The sequence below is a fragment of the Hymenobacter taeanensis genome (genome assembly GCF_013137895.1).
Lineage (GTDB): Bacteria > Bacteroidota > Bacteroidia > Cytophagales > Hymenobacteraceae > Hymenobacter > Hymenobacter taeanensis.
Window position 1 is genome coordinate 1,839,883 of the sequence record NZ_CP053538.1, and the last position, 19,735, is coordinate 1,859,617.

Annotated in this window: 13 protein-coding genes, 4 tRNA genes and 3 rRNA genes; 15 read left to right on the forward strand and 5 right to left on the reverse strand. The window is 53.0% G+C overall.

Annotated features, from left to right (window positions below):
• The first annotated feature begins 463 nt into the window (after window positions 1-463).
• The 7 genes from HMJ29_RS20675 to HMJ29_RS07890 all read left to right on the forward strand — a co-directional run bounded on the left by HMJ29_RS20675 (window position 464) and on the right by HMJ29_RS07890 (window position 9,505).
• The gene (locus HMJ29_RS20675) at window positions 464-724 is read left to right on the forward strand and encodes a proline and serine-rich protein 1 family protein (RefSeq protein WP_366671512.1); all 261 of its coding nucleotides are present in this window, start codon (window positions 464-466) and stop codon (window positions 722-724) included.
• Window positions 725-1,651: 927 nt separating this feature from the next.
• Window positions 1,652-3,166 (forward strand): 16S ribosomal RNA (locus HMJ29_RS07865).
• A gap of 128 nt (window positions 3,167-3,294) precedes the next feature.
• Window positions 3,295-3,368: transfer RNA gene (locus tag HMJ29_RS07870), tRNA-Ile, on the forward strand.
• 35 nt (window positions 3,369-3,403) lie between these two features.
• Window positions 3,404-3,477: transfer RNA gene (locus HMJ29_RS07875), tRNA-Ala, on the forward strand.
• Between the two features lie 193 nt (window positions 3,478-3,670).
• Window positions 3,671-6,575: ribosomal RNA gene (locus HMJ29_RS07880) — 23S ribosomal RNA — on the forward strand.
• Window positions 6,576-6,661: 86 nt separating this feature from the next.
• A 5S ribosomal RNA gene (rrf, locus tag HMJ29_RS07885) occupies window positions 6,662-6,773 on the forward strand.
• Together the 16S, 23S and 5S rRNA genes with 2 tRNA genes alongside form the textbook arrangement of a ribosomal RNA operon.
• A 428-nt stretch (window positions 6,774-7,201) precedes the next feature.
• Window positions 7,202-9,505: a GH92 family glycosyl hydrolase gene (locus HMJ29_RS07890; protein ID WP_171590963.1), complete on the forward strand. Its 2,304-nt coding sequence runs from the start codon at window positions 7,202-7,204 to the stop codon at window positions 9,503-9,505.
• Window positions 9,506-9,583: 78 nt separating this feature from the next.
• Here the strand turns inward: HMJ29_RS07890 and HMJ29_RS07895 are convergent, their stop codons facing one another.
• The gene (locus tag HMJ29_RS07895) at window positions 9,584-10,060 is read right to left on the reverse strand and encodes a DUF4293 domain-containing protein (protein WP_171590964.1); all 477 of its coding nucleotides are present in this window, start codon (window positions 10,058-10,060) and stop codon (window positions 9,584-9,586) included.
• A gap of 94 nt (window positions 10,061-10,154) precedes the next feature.
• Between HMJ29_RS07895 and HMJ29_RS07900 the strand changes: the two genes are divergently transcribed.
• The 5 genes from HMJ29_RS07900 (at window position 10,155) to HMJ29_RS07920 (ending at window position 15,283) form a co-directional block, all read left to right on the forward strand.
• Window positions 10,155-11,354 carry a thiolase family protein gene (locus HMJ29_RS07900; RefSeq protein ID WP_171590965.1) on the forward strand — a complete coding sequence of 400 codons (1,200 nt, stop codon included), beginning with the start codon at window positions 10,155-10,157 and terminating at the stop codon, window positions 11,352-11,354.
• 72 nt (window positions 11,355-11,426) lie between these two features.
• On the forward strand, window positions 11,427-11,966 hold the full coding sequence (locus HMJ29_RS07905; protein WP_216634101.1) for a GNAT family N-acetyltransferase: 540 nt from the start codon (window positions 11,427-11,429) through the stop codon (window positions 11,964-11,966).
• 35 nt (window positions 11,967-12,001) lie between these two features.
• Window positions 12,002-12,793 (forward strand): tRNA pseudouridine(38-40) synthase TruA, encoded by a 792-nt coding sequence (truA, locus tag HMJ29_RS07910; protein ID WP_171590966.1) that lies wholly within the window; start codon window positions 12,002-12,004, stop codon window positions 12,791-12,793.
• Window positions 12,794-12,881: 88 nt separating this feature from the next.
• On the forward strand, window positions 12,882-14,657 hold the full coding sequence (locus HMJ29_RS07915) for an ABC transporter ATP-binding protein (RefSeq protein ID WP_171590967.1): 1,776 nt from the start codon (window positions 12,882-12,884) through the stop codon (window positions 14,655-14,657).
• 104 nt (window positions 14,658-14,761) lie between these two features.
• The gene (locus tag HMJ29_RS07920) at window positions 14,762-15,283 is read left to right on the forward strand and encodes a hypothetical protein (RefSeq protein ID WP_171590968.1); all 522 of its coding nucleotides are present in this window, start codon (window positions 14,762-14,764) and stop codon (window positions 15,281-15,283) included.
• A gap of 87 nt (window positions 15,284-15,370) precedes the next feature.
• On the opposite strand, the gene HMJ29_RS07925 is transcribed toward HMJ29_RS07920, so the two are convergent.
• On the reverse strand, window positions 15,371-16,048 hold the full coding sequence (locus HMJ29_RS07925; RefSeq protein ID WP_171590969.1) for a hypothetical protein: 678 nt from the start codon (window positions 16,046-16,048) through the stop codon (window positions 15,371-15,373).
• Between the two features lie 397 nt (window positions 16,049-16,445).
• Here HMJ29_RS07925 and HMJ29_RS07930 point away from each other — a divergent pair, with 397 nt between their 5' ends.
• Window positions 16,446-17,600, forward strand: a complete 1,155-nt coding sequence (locus tag HMJ29_RS07930; RefSeq protein ID WP_171590970.1) for a zinc-dependent alcohol dehydrogenase — start codon at window positions 16,446-16,448, stop codon at window positions 17,598-17,600.
• A gap of 12 nt (window positions 17,601-17,612) precedes the next feature.
• Complete coding sequence (locus HMJ29_RS07935; protein ID WP_171590971.1) at window positions 17,613-18,140, forward strand: hypothetical protein; 528 nt, start codon at window positions 17,613-17,615, stop codon at window positions 18,138-18,140.
• Between the two features lie 140 nt (window positions 18,141-18,280).
• Here the strand turns inward: HMJ29_RS07935 and HMJ29_RS07940 are convergent.
• The 3 genes from HMJ29_RS07940 to HMJ29_RS07950 all read right to left on the reverse strand — a co-directional run bounded on the left by HMJ29_RS07940 (window position 18,281) and on the right by HMJ29_RS07950 (window position 19,414).
• Window positions 18,281-18,354, reverse strand: a tRNA-Pro gene (locus tag HMJ29_RS07940).
• A gap of 105 nt (window positions 18,355-18,459) precedes the next feature.
• Window positions 18,460-18,533 (reverse strand) — tRNA-Pro (locus HMJ29_RS07945).
• A 587-nt stretch (window positions 18,534-19,120) separates the two neighbouring features.
• Window positions 19,121-19,414 carry a hypothetical protein gene (locus HMJ29_RS07950; RefSeq protein ID WP_171590972.1) on the reverse strand — a complete coding sequence of 98 codons (294 nt, stop codon included), beginning with the start codon at window positions 19,412-19,414 and terminating at the stop codon, window positions 19,121-19,123.
• On the opposite strand from HMJ29_RS07950, the gene HMJ29_RS07955 reads away from it, so the two are divergent.
• Window positions 19,413-19,715 (forward strand): T9SS type A sorting domain-containing protein, encoded by a 303-nt coding sequence (locus tag HMJ29_RS07955; RefSeq protein WP_171590973.1) that lies wholly within the window; start codon window positions 19,413-19,415, stop codon window positions 19,713-19,715. The genes HMJ29_RS07950 and HMJ29_RS07955 overlap by 2 nt on opposite strands.
• The last annotated feature ends 20 nt before the right edge of the window (window positions 19,716-19,735 follow it).

Sequence of the window (19,735 nt, forward strand, 5' to 3'; positions counted from 1 at the left end):
TACCTTTTACTCTGAGCGGGGAATCCCTTTCCAGCTGGTCTTTGATGGAAGAGCTCTGAATAGGGGCGGAACTAACCAAATTGCCTTAGATAGGCTTGTCCCCGGATATCATCTAGCGGAGTTTATTATTCCCACTAGCTACGGGCGCAGTATTAACTATCGCACTAAGGTGTTTTTGGGTGGTGGCCTAGAAAGCAGCTTTGTGCTCTTGACTCGTAACGGCTTTCCACCTACCCTCCGAAAGGTATCAGCAGTACCTATCAGAAGTAGCTATCCACCTAGCGGGCCCGGTGGGTATCCGAACGGGGGATATGGTAGCCCTTACCCAGGTGGAGCAACACCTCAACCTTCTTATCCAGCTCCAGGTCCCGCATACCCTAATTCAGGGGGCGGATACCCCAACAATAATCCTCAATATGATGTCAATAACTACGTCATGTCTCCACAGGATGTGTCTCAGTTAATGCAAGCAGTGCAACGACAGTCGTTTGACGACTACAAGCTTCCCATCCTCCGAGATGCTCTACGCGAATCCGCTATAGAGTCAGAAGACCTAAGACAGCTACTCTCCACGCTTACGTTCGACCGCAACAGGGTAGAGCTAGCTAAATATGCTTATCCACGTGTCGCTGACCCGCAACGGTTTTACCAAGTCTATGAGGCATTTGACTTTCAAGGTAGCGTGCAAGAGCTACAGCGATATGTAGAAGGATATAACCGCTAATCTTTGCCAAGAGTAGAAAGGCCTCTCCTATACTATATAGGAGAGGCCTTTTTAGTGGGAGATAGTAAAAGCGAAGCCATATAAAGGAATACTGGCGTTTGTTAGGTGGATGTATGGAAGGCTATCATTGCATAGAGGCCTATACTTTCAAGAGAGCGCAACCAACTAAGGCCTCTACCATGCTGATTGTCAAGAACTACAGTAGACTAACTAGATTTGCCTGAAATAAAAGGGACCTAGGGCTTGCAAAAACTACATAAGACGTGCACTTTTGCCCACCCAAATCGGACGGAGGCGGGCTACGGACAGGGCGAAAAGAAAGTTGCGGTAAGCGCTAGGAAAAGCGGAGAGACTCGGCCTACCTTTGCAGCCCGCTTCAGCTGGAAGCGCCCCGGCAGTCGAGTCGAAAAAAGTTTTTCTTCGCTCGCTTGTCAGTTCAGAAACTCCTGTTACCTTTGCACCCCGCTTACGACCCAAAAGGGGCTCAGGACGCGGGAAACGAAGAAAGTGAAAAGATTTTTTTTGCTTTCGGACTTGGAAAAGAGGAAAAGAGCAGCGTATCTTTGCAGCCCGCTTCAACTGGAAGCGCCTGAGTCAACCGAAAAGTGAGAAAGTTTTTTTCACTTCAGCATTTGGCCAAACAAAATAGAGTGAGTACCTTTGCCACCCGCTTCGCCTGGAAGCGCTGGCAGTGTAGCTTACCCCGACTACTAATAGGGTAGTCACGACGCTTCTTCAATAGGAAGGAGCAGACGTTCTTTGAATGATTGGAAAGACAATATGGGTGTTGACCCAGTGGAAACACGGGGTCAATAATAAGGACTCATAAGCGTAGAGAAGAAACGAATACACATACAGCTCGTCAAACAACGAGTCGGAGATGGCACTCGACATCGGCCCTGCTTCGGCAGGTGCTAAGTAATTTATACAATGGAGAGTTTGATCCTGGCTCAGGATGAACGCTAGCGGCAGGCCTAATACATGCAAGTCGAACGGGTGGTAGCAATACCACTAGTGGCGCACGGGTGCGTAACGCGTAACCAACCTGCCCTTGACTGGGGGATAGCCCGCCGAAAGGCGGATTAATACCGCATAAACTAGCAATCTGGCATCAGATAACTAGTAAAGATTTATTGGTCAAGGATGGGGTTGCGTGACATTAGCTAGTTGGCGGGGTAAGGGCCCACCAAGGCGACGATGTCTAGGGGAGCTGAGAGGCTGATCCCCCACACTGGCACTGAGATACGGGCCAGACTCCTACGGGAGGCAGCAGTAGGGAATATTGGGCAATGGGCGAGAGCCTGACCCAGCCATGCCGCGTGCCGGATGAAGGCCTTCTGGGTTGTAAACGGCTTTTCTCAGGGAAGAAAACGGTCTTGCGAGACACACTGACGGTACCTGAGGAATAAGCACCGGCTAACTCCGTGCCAGCAGCCGCGGTAATACGGAGGGTGCAAGCGTTGTCCGGATTTATTGGGTTTAAAGGGTGCGTAGGTGGCCCGTTAAGTCCGGGGTGAAAGCCCACAGCTCAACTGTGGAACTGCCCTGGATACTGACGGGCTTGAGGGTAGACGAGGTTGGCGGAATAGAAGGTGTAGCGGTGAAATGCATAGATACCTTCTAGAACCCCGATTGCGTAGGCAGCTGACTAGGCTACACCTGACACTGAGGCACGAAAGCGTGGGGAGCGAACAGGATTAGATACCCTGGTAGTCCACGCCGTAAACGATGGATACTCGCTGGTGGCGATAGACAGTCACTGGCTTAGCGAAAGCGGTAAGTATCCCACCTGGGGAGTACGCTCGCAAGAGTGAAACTCAAAGGAATTGACGGGGGCCCGCACAAGTGGTGGAGCATGTGGTTTAATTCGATGATACGCGAGGAACCTTACCTAGGCTAGAATGCGCGTGACCGGTTCAGAGATGAGCCTTTCCTTCGGGACACAAAGCAAGGTGCTGCATGGCCGTCGTCAGCTCGTGCCGTGAGGTGTTGGGTTAAGTCCCGCAACGAGCGCAACCCCTACAGTTAGTTGCCATCAGGTTAAGCTGGGGACTCTAACTGGACTGCCTGCGCAAGCAGTGAGGAAGGCGGGGACGACGTCAGGTCATCATGGCCCTTACGCCTAGGGCTACACACGTGCTACAATGGACGGTACAGAGGGTCGCTACACAGTGATGTGATGCCAATCTCACAAAGCCGTTCTCAGTTCGGATCGAAGTCTGCAACTCGACTTCGTGAAGCTGGAATCACTAGTAATCGCGTATCAGCAATGACGCGGTGAATACGTTCCCGGGCCTTGTACACACCGCCCGTCAAGCCATGGAAGTTTGGTAGACCTGAAGCTGGTGCTCGTCACAGAAGCCAGTTAGGGTAGAACAAGTAACTGGGGCTAAGTCGTAACAAGGTAGCCGTACCGGAAGGTGCGGCTGGATCACCTCCTTTCTGGAGCCCTTCGACTCGTCGACGCCGCTGAGTGGCTCGTTACTCGATACGCTTAATGAAGTACCTTCCCGTACTGTCTTTCCTTTTATTCAACGTTTTTATTACGGATTCGACTTTTAGTCGTACCCGGGCTTGTAGCTCAGGTGGTTAGAGCGCTACACTGATAATGTAGAGGTCCGTGGTTCGAGTCCACGCAGGCCCACTTCGTCTAACGAAAGGTTAGGCGTGGATCAAACCGGGGGATTAGCTCAGCTGGCTAGAGCACCTGCCTTGCACGCAGGGGGTCAACGGTTCGAATCCGTTATTCTCCACAATACTTAGGCTTCAATTGGAAGCATAAGCGTGAGAATACTAATACATAGAAGTAACGCTCAAAACGTTCCTTCTACTCTGTTACTCAATTGGAGTGACACATGTTCTTTGACGTAGTGAAACGAGAGAGAAAAAGAAGTGTCTGCTTATTTATAGGCTGACACGGAGCGTTCAGCCCACGGGCTGAACCTAACAGAAGTAAGCAAGGGCACACGGAGGATGCCTAGGCTCGCAGAGGCGAAGAAGGACGCGATAAGCTGCGATAAGCTCTGGGGATGGGCACATACCAACTGATCCAGAGATTTCCGAATGGGGCAACCCCGCTAGTTGAAGACTAGTGATCTACCCATAAAGGGATAGAGGCAAACCCGGGGAACTGAAACATCTAAGTACCCGGAGGAAAAGAAAATAACATATGATTCCCCTAGTAGTGGCGAGCGAACGGGGAGGAGCCCAAACCGGGTTGGTTACGGCCAGTCCGGGGTTGTAGGACCTCAACAACTGATTATTCTAGCTTAGTCGAATGACGTGGGAAAGTCAACCATAGACGGTGAGAGTCCGGTAGACGAACTGCTAGAGTACGGTAGAGGATTCCTGAGTAGGGCGGGGCCGGAGAAACCCCGTCTGAATCCAGCGGCACCATCCGCTAAGGCTACATACTCCTGCGAGACCGATAGTGAACTAGTACCGTGAGGGAAAGGTGAAAAGAACCGGGAATACCGGAGTGAAAAGAACCTGAAACCGTGTGCTTACAAGCGGTCGGAGCCCTTGAGTGGGGTGACGGCGTGCCTTTTGCATAATGAGCCTACGAGTTACTCCTCTCTGGCAAGGTTAAATGTGTGAACACATGGAGCCGCAGCGAAAGCGAGTCTGAACAGGGCGCAGAGTCAGAGGGGGTAGACGCGAAACTTTGTGATCTACCCTTGAGCAGGATGAAGGTTGGGTAACACCAACTGGAGGTCCGAACCAGTTTCCGTTGAAAAGGATTTGGATGACTTGAGGGTAGGGGTGAAAGGCCAATCAAACTGAGAAATAGCTCGTACTCCCCGAAATGTATTTAGGTACAGCGTCGAGGTGGAGTCAGCGGGAGGTAGAGCTACCGATAGGACTAGGGGGTGTCACAGCCTACCGAATCCTGACGAACTCCGAATGCCCGTTGATATACTCGGCAGTGAGGCGTGGGGTGCTAAGGTCCCATGCCGAGAGGGAAAGAACCCAGACCATCCGCTAAGGTCCCTAAATTCGGACTAAGTTGAACAAAGGAGGTCCACTTGCTTTGACAGCCAGGAGGTTGGCTTGGAAGCAGCCATTCCTTTAAAGAGTGCGTAACAGCTCACTGGTCGAGCGAGAGGGCATCGATAATACGCGGGCATCAAGTCCGGTACCGAAGCGATGGATTTACGCTATGCGTAAGTGGTAGGGGAGCATTCCAGCAGCGGTGAAGGTGAGTTGTCAGACTTGCTGGAGCGGCTGGAAAAGCAAATGTAGGCATGAGTAACGATAAAGGGGGTGAGAAACCCCCTCGCCGATAGACTAAGGTTTCCTGCTCAACGCTAATCGGAGCAGGGTTAGTCGGGACCTAAGGCTAGGCCGAGAGGCTACGTCGATGGACAGCGGGTTGATATTCCCGCACTTATTCAGTGGAGTGATGCAGTGACGCAGAAGTGAAAGATGCGCGGGCGGACGGAAGTGCCCGTTGAAGCGTGTAGGTATTGACTTGGTAGGCAAATCCGCCGAGTTAGCTGAAACGTGATAGTACCTAGCGGCTTCGGCCAATGGGATAGTCATCCTAATCAGACTGCCAAGAAAACCTGCTAAGCGTTTACTGCTGAATAACCCGTACCGCAAACCGACACAGGTAGTCAAGGAGAGGATCCTGAGGCGCTCGAGTGAATCACGGCCAAGGAACTCGGCAAAATGGTCCTGTAACTTCGGGAGAAGGGACGCTTCCTTGCAGCAATGCAAGAAGCCGCAGTGAAAAGGCCCAGGCGACTGTTTAACAAAAACACATGACTTTGCGAACGCGTAAGCGGAAGTATAAGGTCTGACACCTGCCCGGTGCCGGAAGGTTAAGAGGGGAACTTAGCGCAAGCGAAGGTTTGAATCGAAGCCCCGGTAAACGGCGGCCGTAACTATAACGGTCCTAAGGTAGCGAAATTCCTTGTCGGGTAAGTTCCGACCTGCACGAATGGTGTAACGATCTGGGCGCTGTCTCAGCCGTGAGCTCGGTGAAATTGTAGTCTCGGTGAAGATGCCGAGTACCCGCCACGGGACGGAAAGACCCCGTGCACCTTTACTATAGGTTGACATTGCTGCTGGACAACACATGTGTAGGATAGGTGGGAGACTGTGAACCCGGGCCGCCAGGTCTGGGGGAGTCAACGTTGAAATACCACCCTTGTGTTGTTTGGCACCTAATCTGGCAACGGAAACAGTGTCTGCTGGGTAGTTTGACTGGGGTGGTCGCCTCCAAAAATGTATCGGAGGCTTTCAAAGGTCCACTCAGTACGCTTGGTAACCGTACGTAGAGCGCAATAGCAGAAGTGGGCTTGACTGTGAGGCTGACCAGCCGAGCAGGGTCGAAAGACGGATATAGTGATCCGGTGGTTCCGCATGGAAGGGCCATCGCTCAAAGGATAAAAGGTACGCCGGGGATAACAGGCTGATCTCCCCCAAGAGCTCATATCGACGGGGAGGTTTGGCACCTCGATGTCGGCTCGTCACGTCCTGGGGCTGGAGAAGGTCCCAAGGGTTCGGCTGTTCGCCGATTAAAGTGGCACGCGAGCTGGGTTCAGAACGTCGTGAGACAGTTCGGTCCCTATCTGTGGTGGGCGTTGGAAATTTGAGAGGACCTGACTTTAGTACGAGAGGACCGAGTTGGACTAGCCGCTCGTGCACCGGTTGTGGCGCCAGCTGCAGCGCCGGGTAGCGACGCTGGGATGAGATAAGCGCTGAAAGCATCTAAGTGCGAAACTCACCTCAAGATGAGATTTCCGATATACGAAGAGTCGTGGGAGACCACCACGTAGATAGGCGGTAGGTGTAGAGCCCGAAATGGCACAGCCGAGCCGTACTAATGACTCGAACACTTCTGTGGAAACAAGCTCCCTAGCTTCTTTTTCTTTCTCGCTCACTGCGTCGAGTTATTGCAGTAGATCCCGAACACGATCTGCTGACACCAGTAATGGTGGCTTTAGCCCGGGTGTTCACCTCTTCCCATTCCGAACAGAGTCGTTAAGCCCCGGAGCGCCCATGGTACTGCCTTCACCGGCGGGAGAGTAGGTCGCCGCCAACCTTACTGAACTGCTGAGCCGCTTTGGCCCCCGCTTACGCGTGCGCCGCGTCCGGACCCACAGGTCTAGGATGCGCCCCGCGAGCGAAAGGGGGAGAAGGCGGCTCAGTGGCGTTTACTGCCGGTCTGTCTCAGCCGCGGCAGGCCGCACCTCAAGAAGAGGCCTAGTGCATGACGCGCTAGGCCTCTTTGGCATTTACAGCCCGTAGTACTCGCTCTCACGCCGACAAGGACACCGACTTGGCGTTACGACAAAAGGCGCTGCGTAAATCATACTATGGGGCTATTTTATTATAAGTGCGGATAAGTTCGCTAGTTTTCAAGGGCAAGTACTAGTGTTTCATAGTGCCCACCTTGCCCCTTTATTATTCAAAAAGCTCTAGCAGTTGTACATTGCCCGTTGAAGCATTCTAACGAGTGATAAAACGTTTATGCAAAGGATATTTGGAGTATTGATTCTGGGGCTTCCCCTTAGCGGAGTTGCACAAAAGAATGTCACTGAGAACCTAATTCAGTATGCGCACCCGATTGTCGGTACCCAGAAGATGGGGCACACCTTTCCGGGAGCTACCATTCCATTTGGAGCAGTGCAGCTAAGTCCCGATACGGATACGCTCAGCTATGAGCAGGATGGTAAGTACAACCCGGATGTCTATACGTATTGCGCGGGTTATCAGTACAAGGATAAAACAATTGTGGGCTTCAGTCATACCCACTTCAGTGGCACAGGGCACTCAGATTTGGGGGATTTTCTCATCATGCCCACCACAGGGCCTTTGCAGCTCAACCCAGGTACAGCAGACAAACCTCAGAGTGGCTATCGGTCAGTCTTCTCCCATAAGTCAGAAGTGGCAGAGCCGGCTTACTATAAGGTGAAACTAGAGGATCACGATATTCTGGCAGAGTTGACGGCAACGAACCGGGTTGGCTTTCATCAATACACTTTTCCTAAATCAGACCAAGCACACATCATCTTGGATCTGATGGCGGGTATCTATAACTACCCGGATAAGAACGTATGGACGTTTGTGCGGGTAGAAAACGACTCACTTGTTACTGGGTATCGGCAGACAAATGGATGGGCCCGTACGCGCACTGTTTACTTCGCGCTACAGTTCTCGAAGCCTTTCCGCCATTATGGTAGCCGGAAGTACGACAAGAAGCAGGCTTACCGCGGTTTTTGGGGGCGCTTCGACCAGACGAAGAACTTCCCCGACTTGGCGGGCGAACAGCTGCGAATGTACTTTGACTTCAACACTACGGAAGGGGAGAAGATCAAGCTTAAGTTTGCGCTGTCGCCGGTGAGCACGGATGGGGCGTTGCAGAACCTACGGACGGAAGCGCCGGGCTGGAATTTTGACCAGATCAAGCAGCAAGGGCAGCAGCAATGGCAGCAGGAGCTAAGCAGAGTAGTGATTCAAGCACCAAAGCGGGAGGACAAGGAGAACTTCTATACAGCCCTCTATCATGCTTTCCTCAGCCCAACTACCTACATGGATGTGGATGGGCAGTACAGAGGCTTAGATCAAAACACGCACAAGACCGAAGGCTTTACAAACTACACTACTTTTTCGCTCTGGGATACCTACCGGGCGCTGCATCCGCTGTTCAACATTGTACAGCCGAAGCGAAATGCGGACATGGCCCAGTCGATGCTGGCGCACTTTCAGCAGAGCGCTGAGCATATGCTACCGGTATGGTCACATTACGCGAATGAAAACTGGTGCATGATTGGCTACCATAGTGTGCCGGTAATTGCGGATGCTATTGTGAAGGGAAATGCGCCCTTTGATGCTAACAAAGCCCTTGATGCCTGCGTGACGACGGCAAGGCAGCAGTGGTACGATGGGATAGGCCTGTACACAAAGCTGGGCTATGTACCTGAAGACAAAAGCGGCTCATCGGTGTCGAAGACGCTGGAGTACGCCTACGATGATTGGTGCATTGCACAGGCCGCACAGAAGCTAGGCCGGCAGGATGTTTATCAGGAGTTCAGTAAGCGGGCTGGTAACTGGCAAAACGTATACGATGCCAGCATTGGCTTCATGCGGCCCAGATTGAGCGACGGCAGTTTCCGGAAGGAGTTTGATGTGCTGAGCACCAACAACCAGGGCTTTATTGAAGGCAACGCCTGGAACTACAGCCTGTATGTGCCGCAGGATCCAGCCAAGCTTATCCAGCTTATGGGAGGCAATAAAAAGTTTGTGCCCCACCTCGACTCGCTCTTTACCATGCACCTGCCGGATAAGTTCTTCGCCGAGACCGAGGACATTACCCGCGACGGTATAATTGGAAACTACGTTCATGGCAATGAACCGGCCCACCACGCAGCCTACCTCTACAATTGGACCGATCAGCCCTGGAAGACGCAGGAGCGCGTGCGCATGATTCTTAAGCGCATGTACCACCCCACGCCAGATGGCCTAGGCGGCAACGACGACTGCGGGCAGATGAGCGCCTGGTATATTTTCAGCGCCTTGGGCTTTTACCCCGTGGCTCCGGGCTCCGAAGAATACGCTATTGGCAGCCCCACGGTGCAGAGCGCTACGCTCCGGCTAGAGAACGGCAAGACCTTCACTATCCAGACCAAGAACCAGAGCGACAAGAATGTATACGTGAAGCAGATGATGCTCAACGGCAAGCCTCTCACGCGCCCCTTTCTAAAGCACAGTGATATTACGCAGGGAGGCGAGTTGGTCTTTACCATGAGCTCTAGGCCAGTAATGAGCAAGTAATTGAAGCTGCTAGGCCACTAGACTAATAAAAAAAGCTCCCACATTGGTGGGAGCCTTTTTAACGAAAAATGTGTCTGGTTAACGGAGCCGATCCATGCTGCGAACCAGTTGCTCGTCGCGGCGGATGAAGCGGTTGGCGAGCAAGTTTAGGAGCAATGCCAGGGTAGGGAGGTAGAAGCCGGCCTGAAAGGTGCCGGGCATCTTCACATTGAGCATTTGCTCACCTAGGCTAGAGAAGTAGAAGCCGGCGCCAATAGTAGCCACAATCAGCAGGAAGTTGACCATGCCTAGCTTGAGCTGCGTGAAGCGGTTGCGGAATTGAAAGATTTCGAAGAGAGCAACCAGGGTTGAGGCGGCGGCCAGTGCGGCTACTGGCCAGGTGCTCATCGAGACGGACATACCCGCATCAGTATTTTCGTAGGCCAGCTGGAAGGCGGTCATTACCAGCGTTTGACCGCTTACCGGATCGGTTTTGCTCCAGATGGGCAGGAACAATACGCTCAACATTGCCAAGGAGAGCAACAGCAGAAATACGCTTTGGATTCTTTGTATCATCTTTGTGTTTTAACAGTTCAGACTACGATTCTCCCCGTGTAAACGGGCTGGCAAAAGTAGCCAACTACGACCGGAATAACTGCATTACAAGCCAATGCCAACCGCATACATTGTGGACGCCGTCCGCACCCCTATTGCCAAATTTGGTGGCGCCCTAAGCAGCGTGCGCCCCGACGATTTAGCCGCGCACGTCTTGCGTGAGCTCTTACGCCGCAACCCTTCTCTCGATAAAGCAGCTATTGAAGATGTAATTATTGGAGCCGCCAACCAGGCCGGCGAAGACAACCGCAACGTGGCCCGTATGGCCGCGCTGCTGGCTGGCCTACCTACTACGGTACCTGGTGTTACGGTAAACCGCCTCTGTGCCTCAGGGCTGCAGAGCATCATGGATGCCTCACGAGCTATCAAAGCAGGGGAAGGGGATATTTACATGGCTGGCGGTGCTGAAAGCATGACGCGGGCCCCTTTTGTGATGGCTAAGTCATCGACGGCTTTCGCCCGCGACTTTATGGCGCATGATACCACGCTGGGCTGGCGCTTCGTGAACCCCAAGCTCTCAAAGATGCACCACCCCTACGCTATGGGTGAGACAGCCGAGAACGTGGCCCGGAAATACGGCATTACCCGGGAAGAGCAGGATGCCTTTGCGTTGGCTACTCAGCAAAAATATCAGCGGGCGTTTGAAAAAGGTCGGTTCCGAAAGGAAATAGTGCCGGTCTTTTTGCCCCAGCCGAAAGGAGACACGGCTATGTTTGACCAAGACGAGCCACCGCGCCTGTCAAGCTTAGAGAAGTTGGCGACTATTCGGCCAGCTTTCCAGGTTGATGGTACCGTAACGGCGGGTAACTCGGCGGGCATCAATGATGGTGCAGCAGCAGTTATTGTAGTAAGCGAGGAGGCGTTAAAGCAATACAACCTGAAGCCGATGGCCCGCGTGGTGGCATCGGCGGTAGCAGGCGTTGATCCGGCGTACATGGGCTTGGGCCCGGTGCCTGCTACCCAGAAGGTGTTGCAGCGCGCGGGACTAGCTCTGCAGGACATGGACCTGATCGAGCTGAATGAGGCCTTCGCGGCGCAAAGCATTGCCTGCATCCGTGACCTGAACCTCGATCCTAGCAAAGTAAACGTGAACGGTGGCTCAATTGCTATTGGCCATCCACTAGGAGCCAGCGGCTCGCGCATTACGGCTACGCTGCTCCATGAGATGCAGCGCCGCGAGGGTGTGCGCTACGGTCTGGCCACTATGTGCGTAGGCGTAGGCCAGGGAGCCGCCGTCATCTACGAGAAGATGTAGGTCAGTTGTACCGGTAGGTGGCCTGGCACATACGCTAGGCCACCTACCGCATAGTTTCACGTTGCGCCTGCCATGATGAGCCCCTTGCTGAAACCCACGCTGGAACTGCCGATACCGGGTGCCCGCCTGCGGCCCTGGCGGTTCTCGGATGCGGCAGCACTGGCTCGGTTTGCTAATGACCGCGCTATCTGGCAGAACCTGCGCGACACGTTTCCGCACCCCTATACCCCCCAGGATGCTGAGTTTTTTCTGTCGTTGGTGGCAGATGACCAGCGCGACCTGTATCTGGCCATTGAGTTGAATGGCGTGGCAGTTGGAAGTATTGGGGTGCATTTCAAGACTGATGTGCGGCGGCGCTCAGCGGAGGTAGGCTACTGGCTGGCTCAGGAGCAGTGGGGGAAGGGCTTAACTACGGCGGCCACCAGGGCGGTTTCAGACTATGTACTGGCGCAGTTTGATGTGTGCCGCTTGTACGCCGTAGTGTTTGAAACTAATGCTGCCTCGGCGCGGGTACTGGAAAAAGCTGGTTACGAGCTGGAGGCCCGCATGAAACGTAGTATTACCAAAGCCGGACAAACGCTGGATTCGTTGCTTTACGCGCTGGTTGTGTAGGCCACTCCGGCTGTATTATTTAATCTGTTTTCTGTTTGCGTTACTTTCTCCACCTGGCCTACGATGGCTCCCAATACCACGGCTGGCAGCACCAGCCCAATACCGTAACGGTGCAACGGGAGCTTGACCGCTGCCTCTCGCAGGTGCTCCGGCAACCCGTGTACTCATTGGGTAGTGGCCGTACCGATTCGGGGGTGCACGCCAGCCACCAAGTAGCACACTTTGATGCGGAACTGCCCGACACGCTGAACTTAGAGACGTTGCTATACCGCCTGAACCGGGCGCTACCGCGCGACATTCGGGCCCAGGCGGTGCACCCCGTACCCGCTCAGGCGCACGCCCGCTACGACGCCAAGCATCGCACTTACGAATACCATGTGCGATTGGTGCCAGACCCGTTTAGCCCGAACTTCTCCCTCTACCTCGACCGCGCGCCCGATGTAGCCGCCATGAACCAAGCCGCCGCAATGCTGCTGGGTACGCATGACTTCACGAGCTTTTCTAAAGTAAAAGGCAGTGAGAAGCACTACATGTGCACGTGCGTAGAGGCCGGCTGGCACGAGGTACCGGGTGGCCTAGTATTCCGGATTCGGGCCAACCGCTTTGTGCGCGGCATGGTACGGCTGGTGGTGGGTACGCTGCTGACAGTAGGGCGCGGCAAAATGACACCAGAAGAGTTTGGGCAGGTCTTTACCTCTCTCAACCGCGTACATGCGAGTGGGGCTGCGTTGGCCAACGGCTTGTTTCTGTGTCGCGTAGAGTACCCGGCAGAACTAGTGGCAGGTGTAGACCTACCGACAGGATTACCGTACTTCTCGAAAGTCTGAAGGAGTAGCTCCGGCGTAGACTGACTGATTCTCACAATCTGCGGCGTCGGCTGTTACCACCTTATCTAATTATCCCCTCCCCACCCGAATGGAGCAAGCTACTACTGCCACTAAAAGCGGCAATATCTTCGACTGGCAGGTACTGCGCCGGTTGATGACGTACGTGCGGCCGTATCAGCGCATCTTTTACTTTCTGATTTTCTTAACCATTGCCACGGCGGCGCTGGGCACGTTGCGGCCCTTCCTGATTCAGCGCATGGTCGATGTCACGATTGAGCAAAGCGACTGGTCGGGGCTGAACCGCATGTTTGGGCTGTTGCTGGTGCTGCTGGTGGCCCACGCCATTGTAAGCTACCTCCAAACGTACTTCGGAGGGTGGCTAGGCCAGTATATCGTGCGCGATATTCGGGTAGACCTCTATAAGCACATCCTCGATCTGCGCCTCAAGTTCTTCGACCGCACCCCTATTGGTGTGCTCGTGACGCGTAATATCTCCGACGTAGAAACTCTCTCCGACGTATTTAGCGAGGGGCTGGCCGCCATGATTGGCGATATCCTGCAGTTGCTGTTCATCATGGCCTTCATGTTTTACATCGACTGGCGCCTGACGCTGGTGAGCCTGGCCGTGATTCCGCCGCTGCTGTTCAGCACTTACGTATTCAAGGAGAAAGTGAAGAAGTCGTTTCAGGAGGTACGCACGGCCGTAGCCAGTCTGAACTCGTTCGTGCAGGAGCACCTGACTGGCATGAACGTGGTGCAAATCTTCAACAACGAGGAGCGGGAGTTTCGCAAGTTTGAGAAGATCAACCAGGAGCATACCCGCGCCAACATCCGCTCGGTACTCTACTACAGCATCTACTTCCCGGTGGCCGAAGTGCTGGCTGCCGCCGGCGTAGGTCTGTTGGTGTGGTACGCCGCCCAGGGCCAGATTGAGGGCACCATCTCGAAGGGCGCCCTCATCGCCTTCATCATGTACAACGCCCTGTTTTTCCGGCCCATTCGCCAGATTGCCGACCGCTTCAATACCTTGCAGCTGGGCCTGGTAAGCACAGAGCGTCTGTTGAAACTGCTTGATAGCAAAGAAATGATTGCCGATAATGGCAGCTACATCCCCACTGACTTGCGCGGCGACGTGAAGTTCGACCACGTGTGGTTTGCTTACAACGATGAGGAATGGGTGCTGCGCGATGTAAACTTCGAGGTGCAAGCCGGCCAGACTATTGCCTTTGTGGGTGCCACCGGCGCTGGCAAAACCAGCATCATCAACCTGCTCAGCCGCTTCTACGAAATTAACAAAGGCACCATCAGCGTCGATGGTCACGACCTGCGCGAGTACGACCTCAAGGATCTGCGCCGCCACATTGGGGTCGTGCTGCAGGACGTGTTCCTGTTTGCGGGTACCATCCGCGACAATATCACCCTAGGCAAGCAGGATATAACCGACGAGCAAATCTGGGAAGCCGCCGACCTAGTGGGTGCTCGGCGCTTTATCGAGCGTTTGCCGGGTGCCCTGCAGTATGAGGTAATGGAGCGCGGGGCTACGCTTTCCGTAGGCCAGCGCCAGCTCATCAGCTTTGTGCGGGCCATGGTGTATCAGCCGCGCATTATTATTCTGGATGAAGCTACTTCATCCGTTGACTCGGAAACCGAGGAGTTGATTCAGGAGGCCATTGAGAAGCTCATGCAGGGCCGTACTTCGCTAGTTATTGCCCACCGCCTGAGCACCATTCAAAAAGCCGACCGCATTATTGTGCTGGACAAAGGCGAGATCAAGGAAGCCGGTACGCACGAGGAATTGCTACGCCACCAGGGTTTCTACTCTCAACTGTATCAGATGCAGTATAAGGGCGTACTGGAGGGCTAATGGAGTGGCCTAGGCCACTGTTGCACTCAGACATACCGCGCAGTACCGTTTCTTTGTGGCCCAAATGAGCCCATTGTTCCTACGGCATTTCACCTCTTCAATACATGAATAGAATTTTTTTAGCGCTCAGCCTTCTCTTGGGTATTGGCTTTACAGTGGCCTACTGGAAGATGGGTGGCTTCAAAGCCGCTACCGTTACCCAGGAAACATTGGCGCAGCCCTACTTTGTGGCGGGCCAGTACTACGAAGGTCCCGCCGATGACGAAGCCTTCGGTGAGCTGACGCGCCGTGCCTACGAGCTGCGCCGCACTGGCCAAGTGCGCGGCGACTTCGGTAACATCTTCTACAACAGCCCCGAAGACACCCGCACCGCTGCCAAGGTGTTTGTGGGCCTAGTTGTTGCCGATACTACCCAAAAGCTCCCCCAAAACTATAAGTACCGCGTGTTCCCAGCTGGCCAGCGCGTGCTCCACGCCCGCATTGATGCCGGCTACATGGTGGCCCCTGACAAACTTTATGGTGGCATCAAGGACTACGCCAAGGAGCGCAAGATCACCTTGCAGGATGTGTACTTAGAGCGCTTCCCGGAAAAGGGTGAGCCAGAGGTACTGGCGGTATTGAAGTAAGGTTCAACTAGGCCACTCCTCCCTGAAACACGACACCGGCTCCTCTAACATAAGAGGAGCCGGTGTCGTGTTTCAGGGAGGAGTGGCCTAGCTGCCACCTAGGTGCAAGGCAAGGCCCACATTCACGTAGGATAATCCGAAGTTGGTGGATAACAGGGAGTACCGCCCCGACTCCGTTTCTGTACCCATTTCATTAGTGGTTCTGCCTTTGGTTTTGGCGTATCGCACGCTCCCCACGGTAAGCTGTATAGCTAGTTTCTCGATCGGAAAATAAACTAGCGCTGGGGTAAAGGCGCCGTAACCGCCTTTTGACGTACTGGTTGAGCTATAGGGCGGATTCGCTACGGATGTAGCAAGGTATTCTCCGTTACTTTTGGTGTAGCCTGCCTCTAGCTGACCATACAGGCCGATCTTCTCTCCTAGCATATAATAATAGCGGACGAAGGGGGCAATGGAAGTGAAAGTTCTAGTAGTGCTGTACTCACTGCGCTTTGTTGCTTGAACCTCTTCGTATGAGGATTGCTTGTCACGACCATGCTCACCCGTCAGGCCTACCGCTAGGTTATCGGCTACGAAGAAGCCAACAGCAGGAGTAACTTGATAAGAGTGATAACTGAGTATCTCTTTTGAAGAGGGAAGTTGTCTGTCTGACTTTGAGGTGGAGTAGTTTACGCCGCCGCTTAGTAGCAGTTTTCCGGCGCTTATCTGTGCTGTGGCATTAAAGGCGAGCCCTACTGGTAATAAGCTAAATGCTAACTTCTTCATGAACTGGTTATAAATGAAGTGGATTAAAAAAATAGGATAGAGCTGTAACGCTCATTAAGCGGAGTTATTTGAACATAGATATACCTAAATCAATAAATGGTTGATTTAGAAGAGTAAAAGCGAGCAGTTTAAGGAAATAGTTGTTCTGCTGTTTATTAGTAAGCCGAGAAACACAGCGAGTAGAGAGAAGCAATTTTGCGTGTTTATACTGATTGTATGCAACTATTTCCACGTATAAGTACGTGATTCGGGTGGTTGGAGTAACCTTAAGGAATAGTGTAAGTACAGATTTAGCATTACCTCTTTTGGGCTTACCTATAGTTAGGCAATGCTGTAGTTAATGGATCCTTGGGAGGTAATGAGCTAACACACCCACCTGAACACAAAAAGGATTCTTATGCTAGCAATGGATTACCGGGGCCCCAAGCGGGTCCGTGCCACTCAAAAGCCAATGCCCGAAATAAAGCATCCACAGGATGCTATTGTTCGGGTTACCCGTTCCTGCATCTGTGGCTCCGACCTTCACCTGTATAACGGTAATGTGCCCGACACTCGAGTAGGCTCAACTTTCGGCCACGAGTTCTGTGGTATTGTAGAGGAAGTCGGCCCCGAGGTTACTAAAGTGAAGGTAGGTGATCATGTGATTGTTCCGTTCAACGTGGCCTGCGGAGAATGCCATTTTTGCAAACAGGGGATGTTTGGCAACTGCCACGAGTCAAATACTCAGTCTAGTGCCGTGGGAGGCATTTTTGGGTACTCGCACACGGCCGGTGGCTATAACGGTGGCCAAGCAGAATATGCCCGTGTACCCTATGCCAACGTGGGCCCCACAGTTATTCCGGAGGGTATGGATCCTGATGATGCCGTACTGCTGACTGACGTAGTCCCGACGGGGTATCAGGCCGCTGAAATGGCGGGTATCCAACCCGGCGATACGGTAGTAGTGTTTGGGGCCGGGCCAGTAGGCATTATGGCCGCCCGCTGCTGTTGGCTCTTCGGGGCCGGCCGCGTTATCATCATTGACAAAGAAGATTACCGTCTTGAGTTTGCCCGCAACTACGCCAACTGCGAGGCCTATAACTTTGAGAAAGACATGGACGACCCCGTAGTATTCGTAAAGAAAACTACCGATTTTATGGGCGCCGACTGTGTAATTGATGCCGTGGGGGCTGAGGCTGCCGGCAACGCTATGCAAACCATTACGGGCCGTAAACTGCTGTTGCAGGCGGGCTCTACTACGGCCTTGCACTGGGCTATTAACTCAGTGAAGAAAGGCGGTGTAGTCTCTATCGTAGGAGTGTACGGGCCCACTGATAACCTTGTGCCTATTGGCAACGTGCTTAATAAAGGCCTGACGATTCGGGCTAATCAGGCTTCTGTGAAGCGTTTGCTGCCGCGCCTGATTGATCACGTGCAAAACGGTATCATTAAACCCAAAGAGTTGATTACGCATCGTATTCCGCTGGAAGAAGTTGCTGATGGTTACCGCATGTTTGCTGCCAAGCTCGACAACTGCATTAAGCCCCTTATCGTTTTCCCTACCAAAATCTAACGCTGACCACCCATGGAAAATACTGTGAAAGATCCGCAGAAGCTCCCAGGCTGGGGCATAGATGCAAATCCTGAGAATGACCCCACGTACCCTATGCGGGAGCGTATGAACGTTTCGCAGGACCCAGATAGTAAACACCGGCCAGATGCCTTGCAGCCCGTGGATATTGAGCTGCTGAAGACAATTGAACGGCCCAATGTATCAGCAGTATTCGGGGAGGCTGCTCCCCCAACCGGCCTAAGCGGCATGATCCGGCGCTTCGCATTTAACTACAGTGAATCGCACTATGGGCACTGGCTACCGCTTTTGCTCGCCGACCGTGTGAACGTAGTAGAGGGCGTACTGGAAGATCTTGCGCATGGCCACGTGCCCAATATTTTTGCCGAGAAGGGATACAAGGTTGAATGGGAGCATAACCGTACCGCCTTCGTGACTAAAATGGCCACTATTGCGCTGGTAACCACGGGAGCTATTTTGCTCCTTACCCGCGACAAGGACAAAGACTATAAACGCAAAAAGAATTCGTACAAGCTTAGATAAGTGCGTAGTACTCAAACTGAAACAGGCCTAGAAAACCCATCTAGGCCTGTTTTATAATTAGTAGATTCCCGTTAAAGCAAAGCGCCCCCTGAGCTGCAATTCAGGGGGCGCTTTGCTTGAGCAGGAATGGAGTACCAGTGTCGGGGTGGCAGGATTCGAACCTACGGCCTCGTCGTCCCGAACGACGCGCGCTACCGGGCTGCGCTACACCCCGAATAGAAGTGCTAAGTAAGCACAACGGGTACTTTAGGATTGGGCCTTGCCGAAAAAAGCCTCCGGGTGGGGTTCCCAGAGGCTTTTCGAACAAGAAATTCTTCGGTCGGAGTGGCAGGATTCGAACCTACGACCTCCAGCACCCCATGCTGGCGCGATACCAGGCTACGCTACACCCCGATGAATTATGGCACAAATGTAAGGGGGGAATGCCGTGTGCACAAGAATTTGCTGGTTTTTTTGTTGCTGGGCCTTATTAAAGCTGCTGTTGTTGACAATAGTTATTAGTTATTAGGTTCATTAACCGTGAGTTAGACAAGAGAACATGAAATGTGCGGGGTAACTATGGTGGTTAACACAGGCTTTAGTGTCGTGGTTGGTAATTGTGTGCTGATGCCATAACGTGCGTGTCTGATGCGTGCAGACGTTATTTTGCGGCTCACTCTCTACTCCTCTACTACACACTAGACAGCTCCAACGCTTAAGCGTTACATGACTACCGCTTCATCCGGGGCTACTATTCTCACCTGCAGCCCTATACCTAGGCATAGGGCTGATCTAGGCTGGCTGTTATTGTAACGGTATTCCGCGACTGACCACAACAACGACTACTAAACTCTTTTCAGGTACAAGCGAGTGGTACTGCTCTCTAACAGCCACACCATTTATGAATCCGTTATAGTTCTAGAAATAAGAAATTATATTTTTTGTTTAAAGAGCGCGATAATGAAAAATTCAATACATTTTTCATTAGATTCGGTACTTTCTTACGCGGATAATGCAAATCGGAGCACAAAACGATTGGCTTTAGGAACTCCGTAACGTTCAATAAATTTGACAAGGACGCATATGAAATTTTTCGCCTCTCTTATAAGCTTGATTGCTGTTTTGCTGTTTTCGAGCTCCGCACAGGCCCAAACAAAAGCTACGACACCAGTTGCCAAGTCTACGGCTGGTAAAACTGCTGCTGCAACGCCCAAGCCAACAACAGCTGCGTCGGCTGGGAAGCTAGTAGAAACTGTGAAGCCCGCAGAAGCTGCAAACTCTGCGGAAATAGCCATGGCCACCCCGCCAGCGCTCATCACGGATAAGATGGAAGCAACGGCTCCGAACACTGATGCACTGAAGGTACGTGCTGACACTAACCCACTCACCAAACGGCTGACGGTGCGCACCAATGCCTCAGGCCCAACGCGCGTCGAGCTGAATGGCACCGATGGCCGCCCGGTTATCACCCGCGACATCATGTCGGGTGCCGATGCTGTGGTGCTGGACGTTAGTACGCTGCCAGCCGGCTCTTACATTGTGCAGTGCACTTCAGGTGAGCGGCGGGGTCTTAAGCGAGTAGCCATAGGCCAGTAGAGTTAATTTCCTTGCCAGAT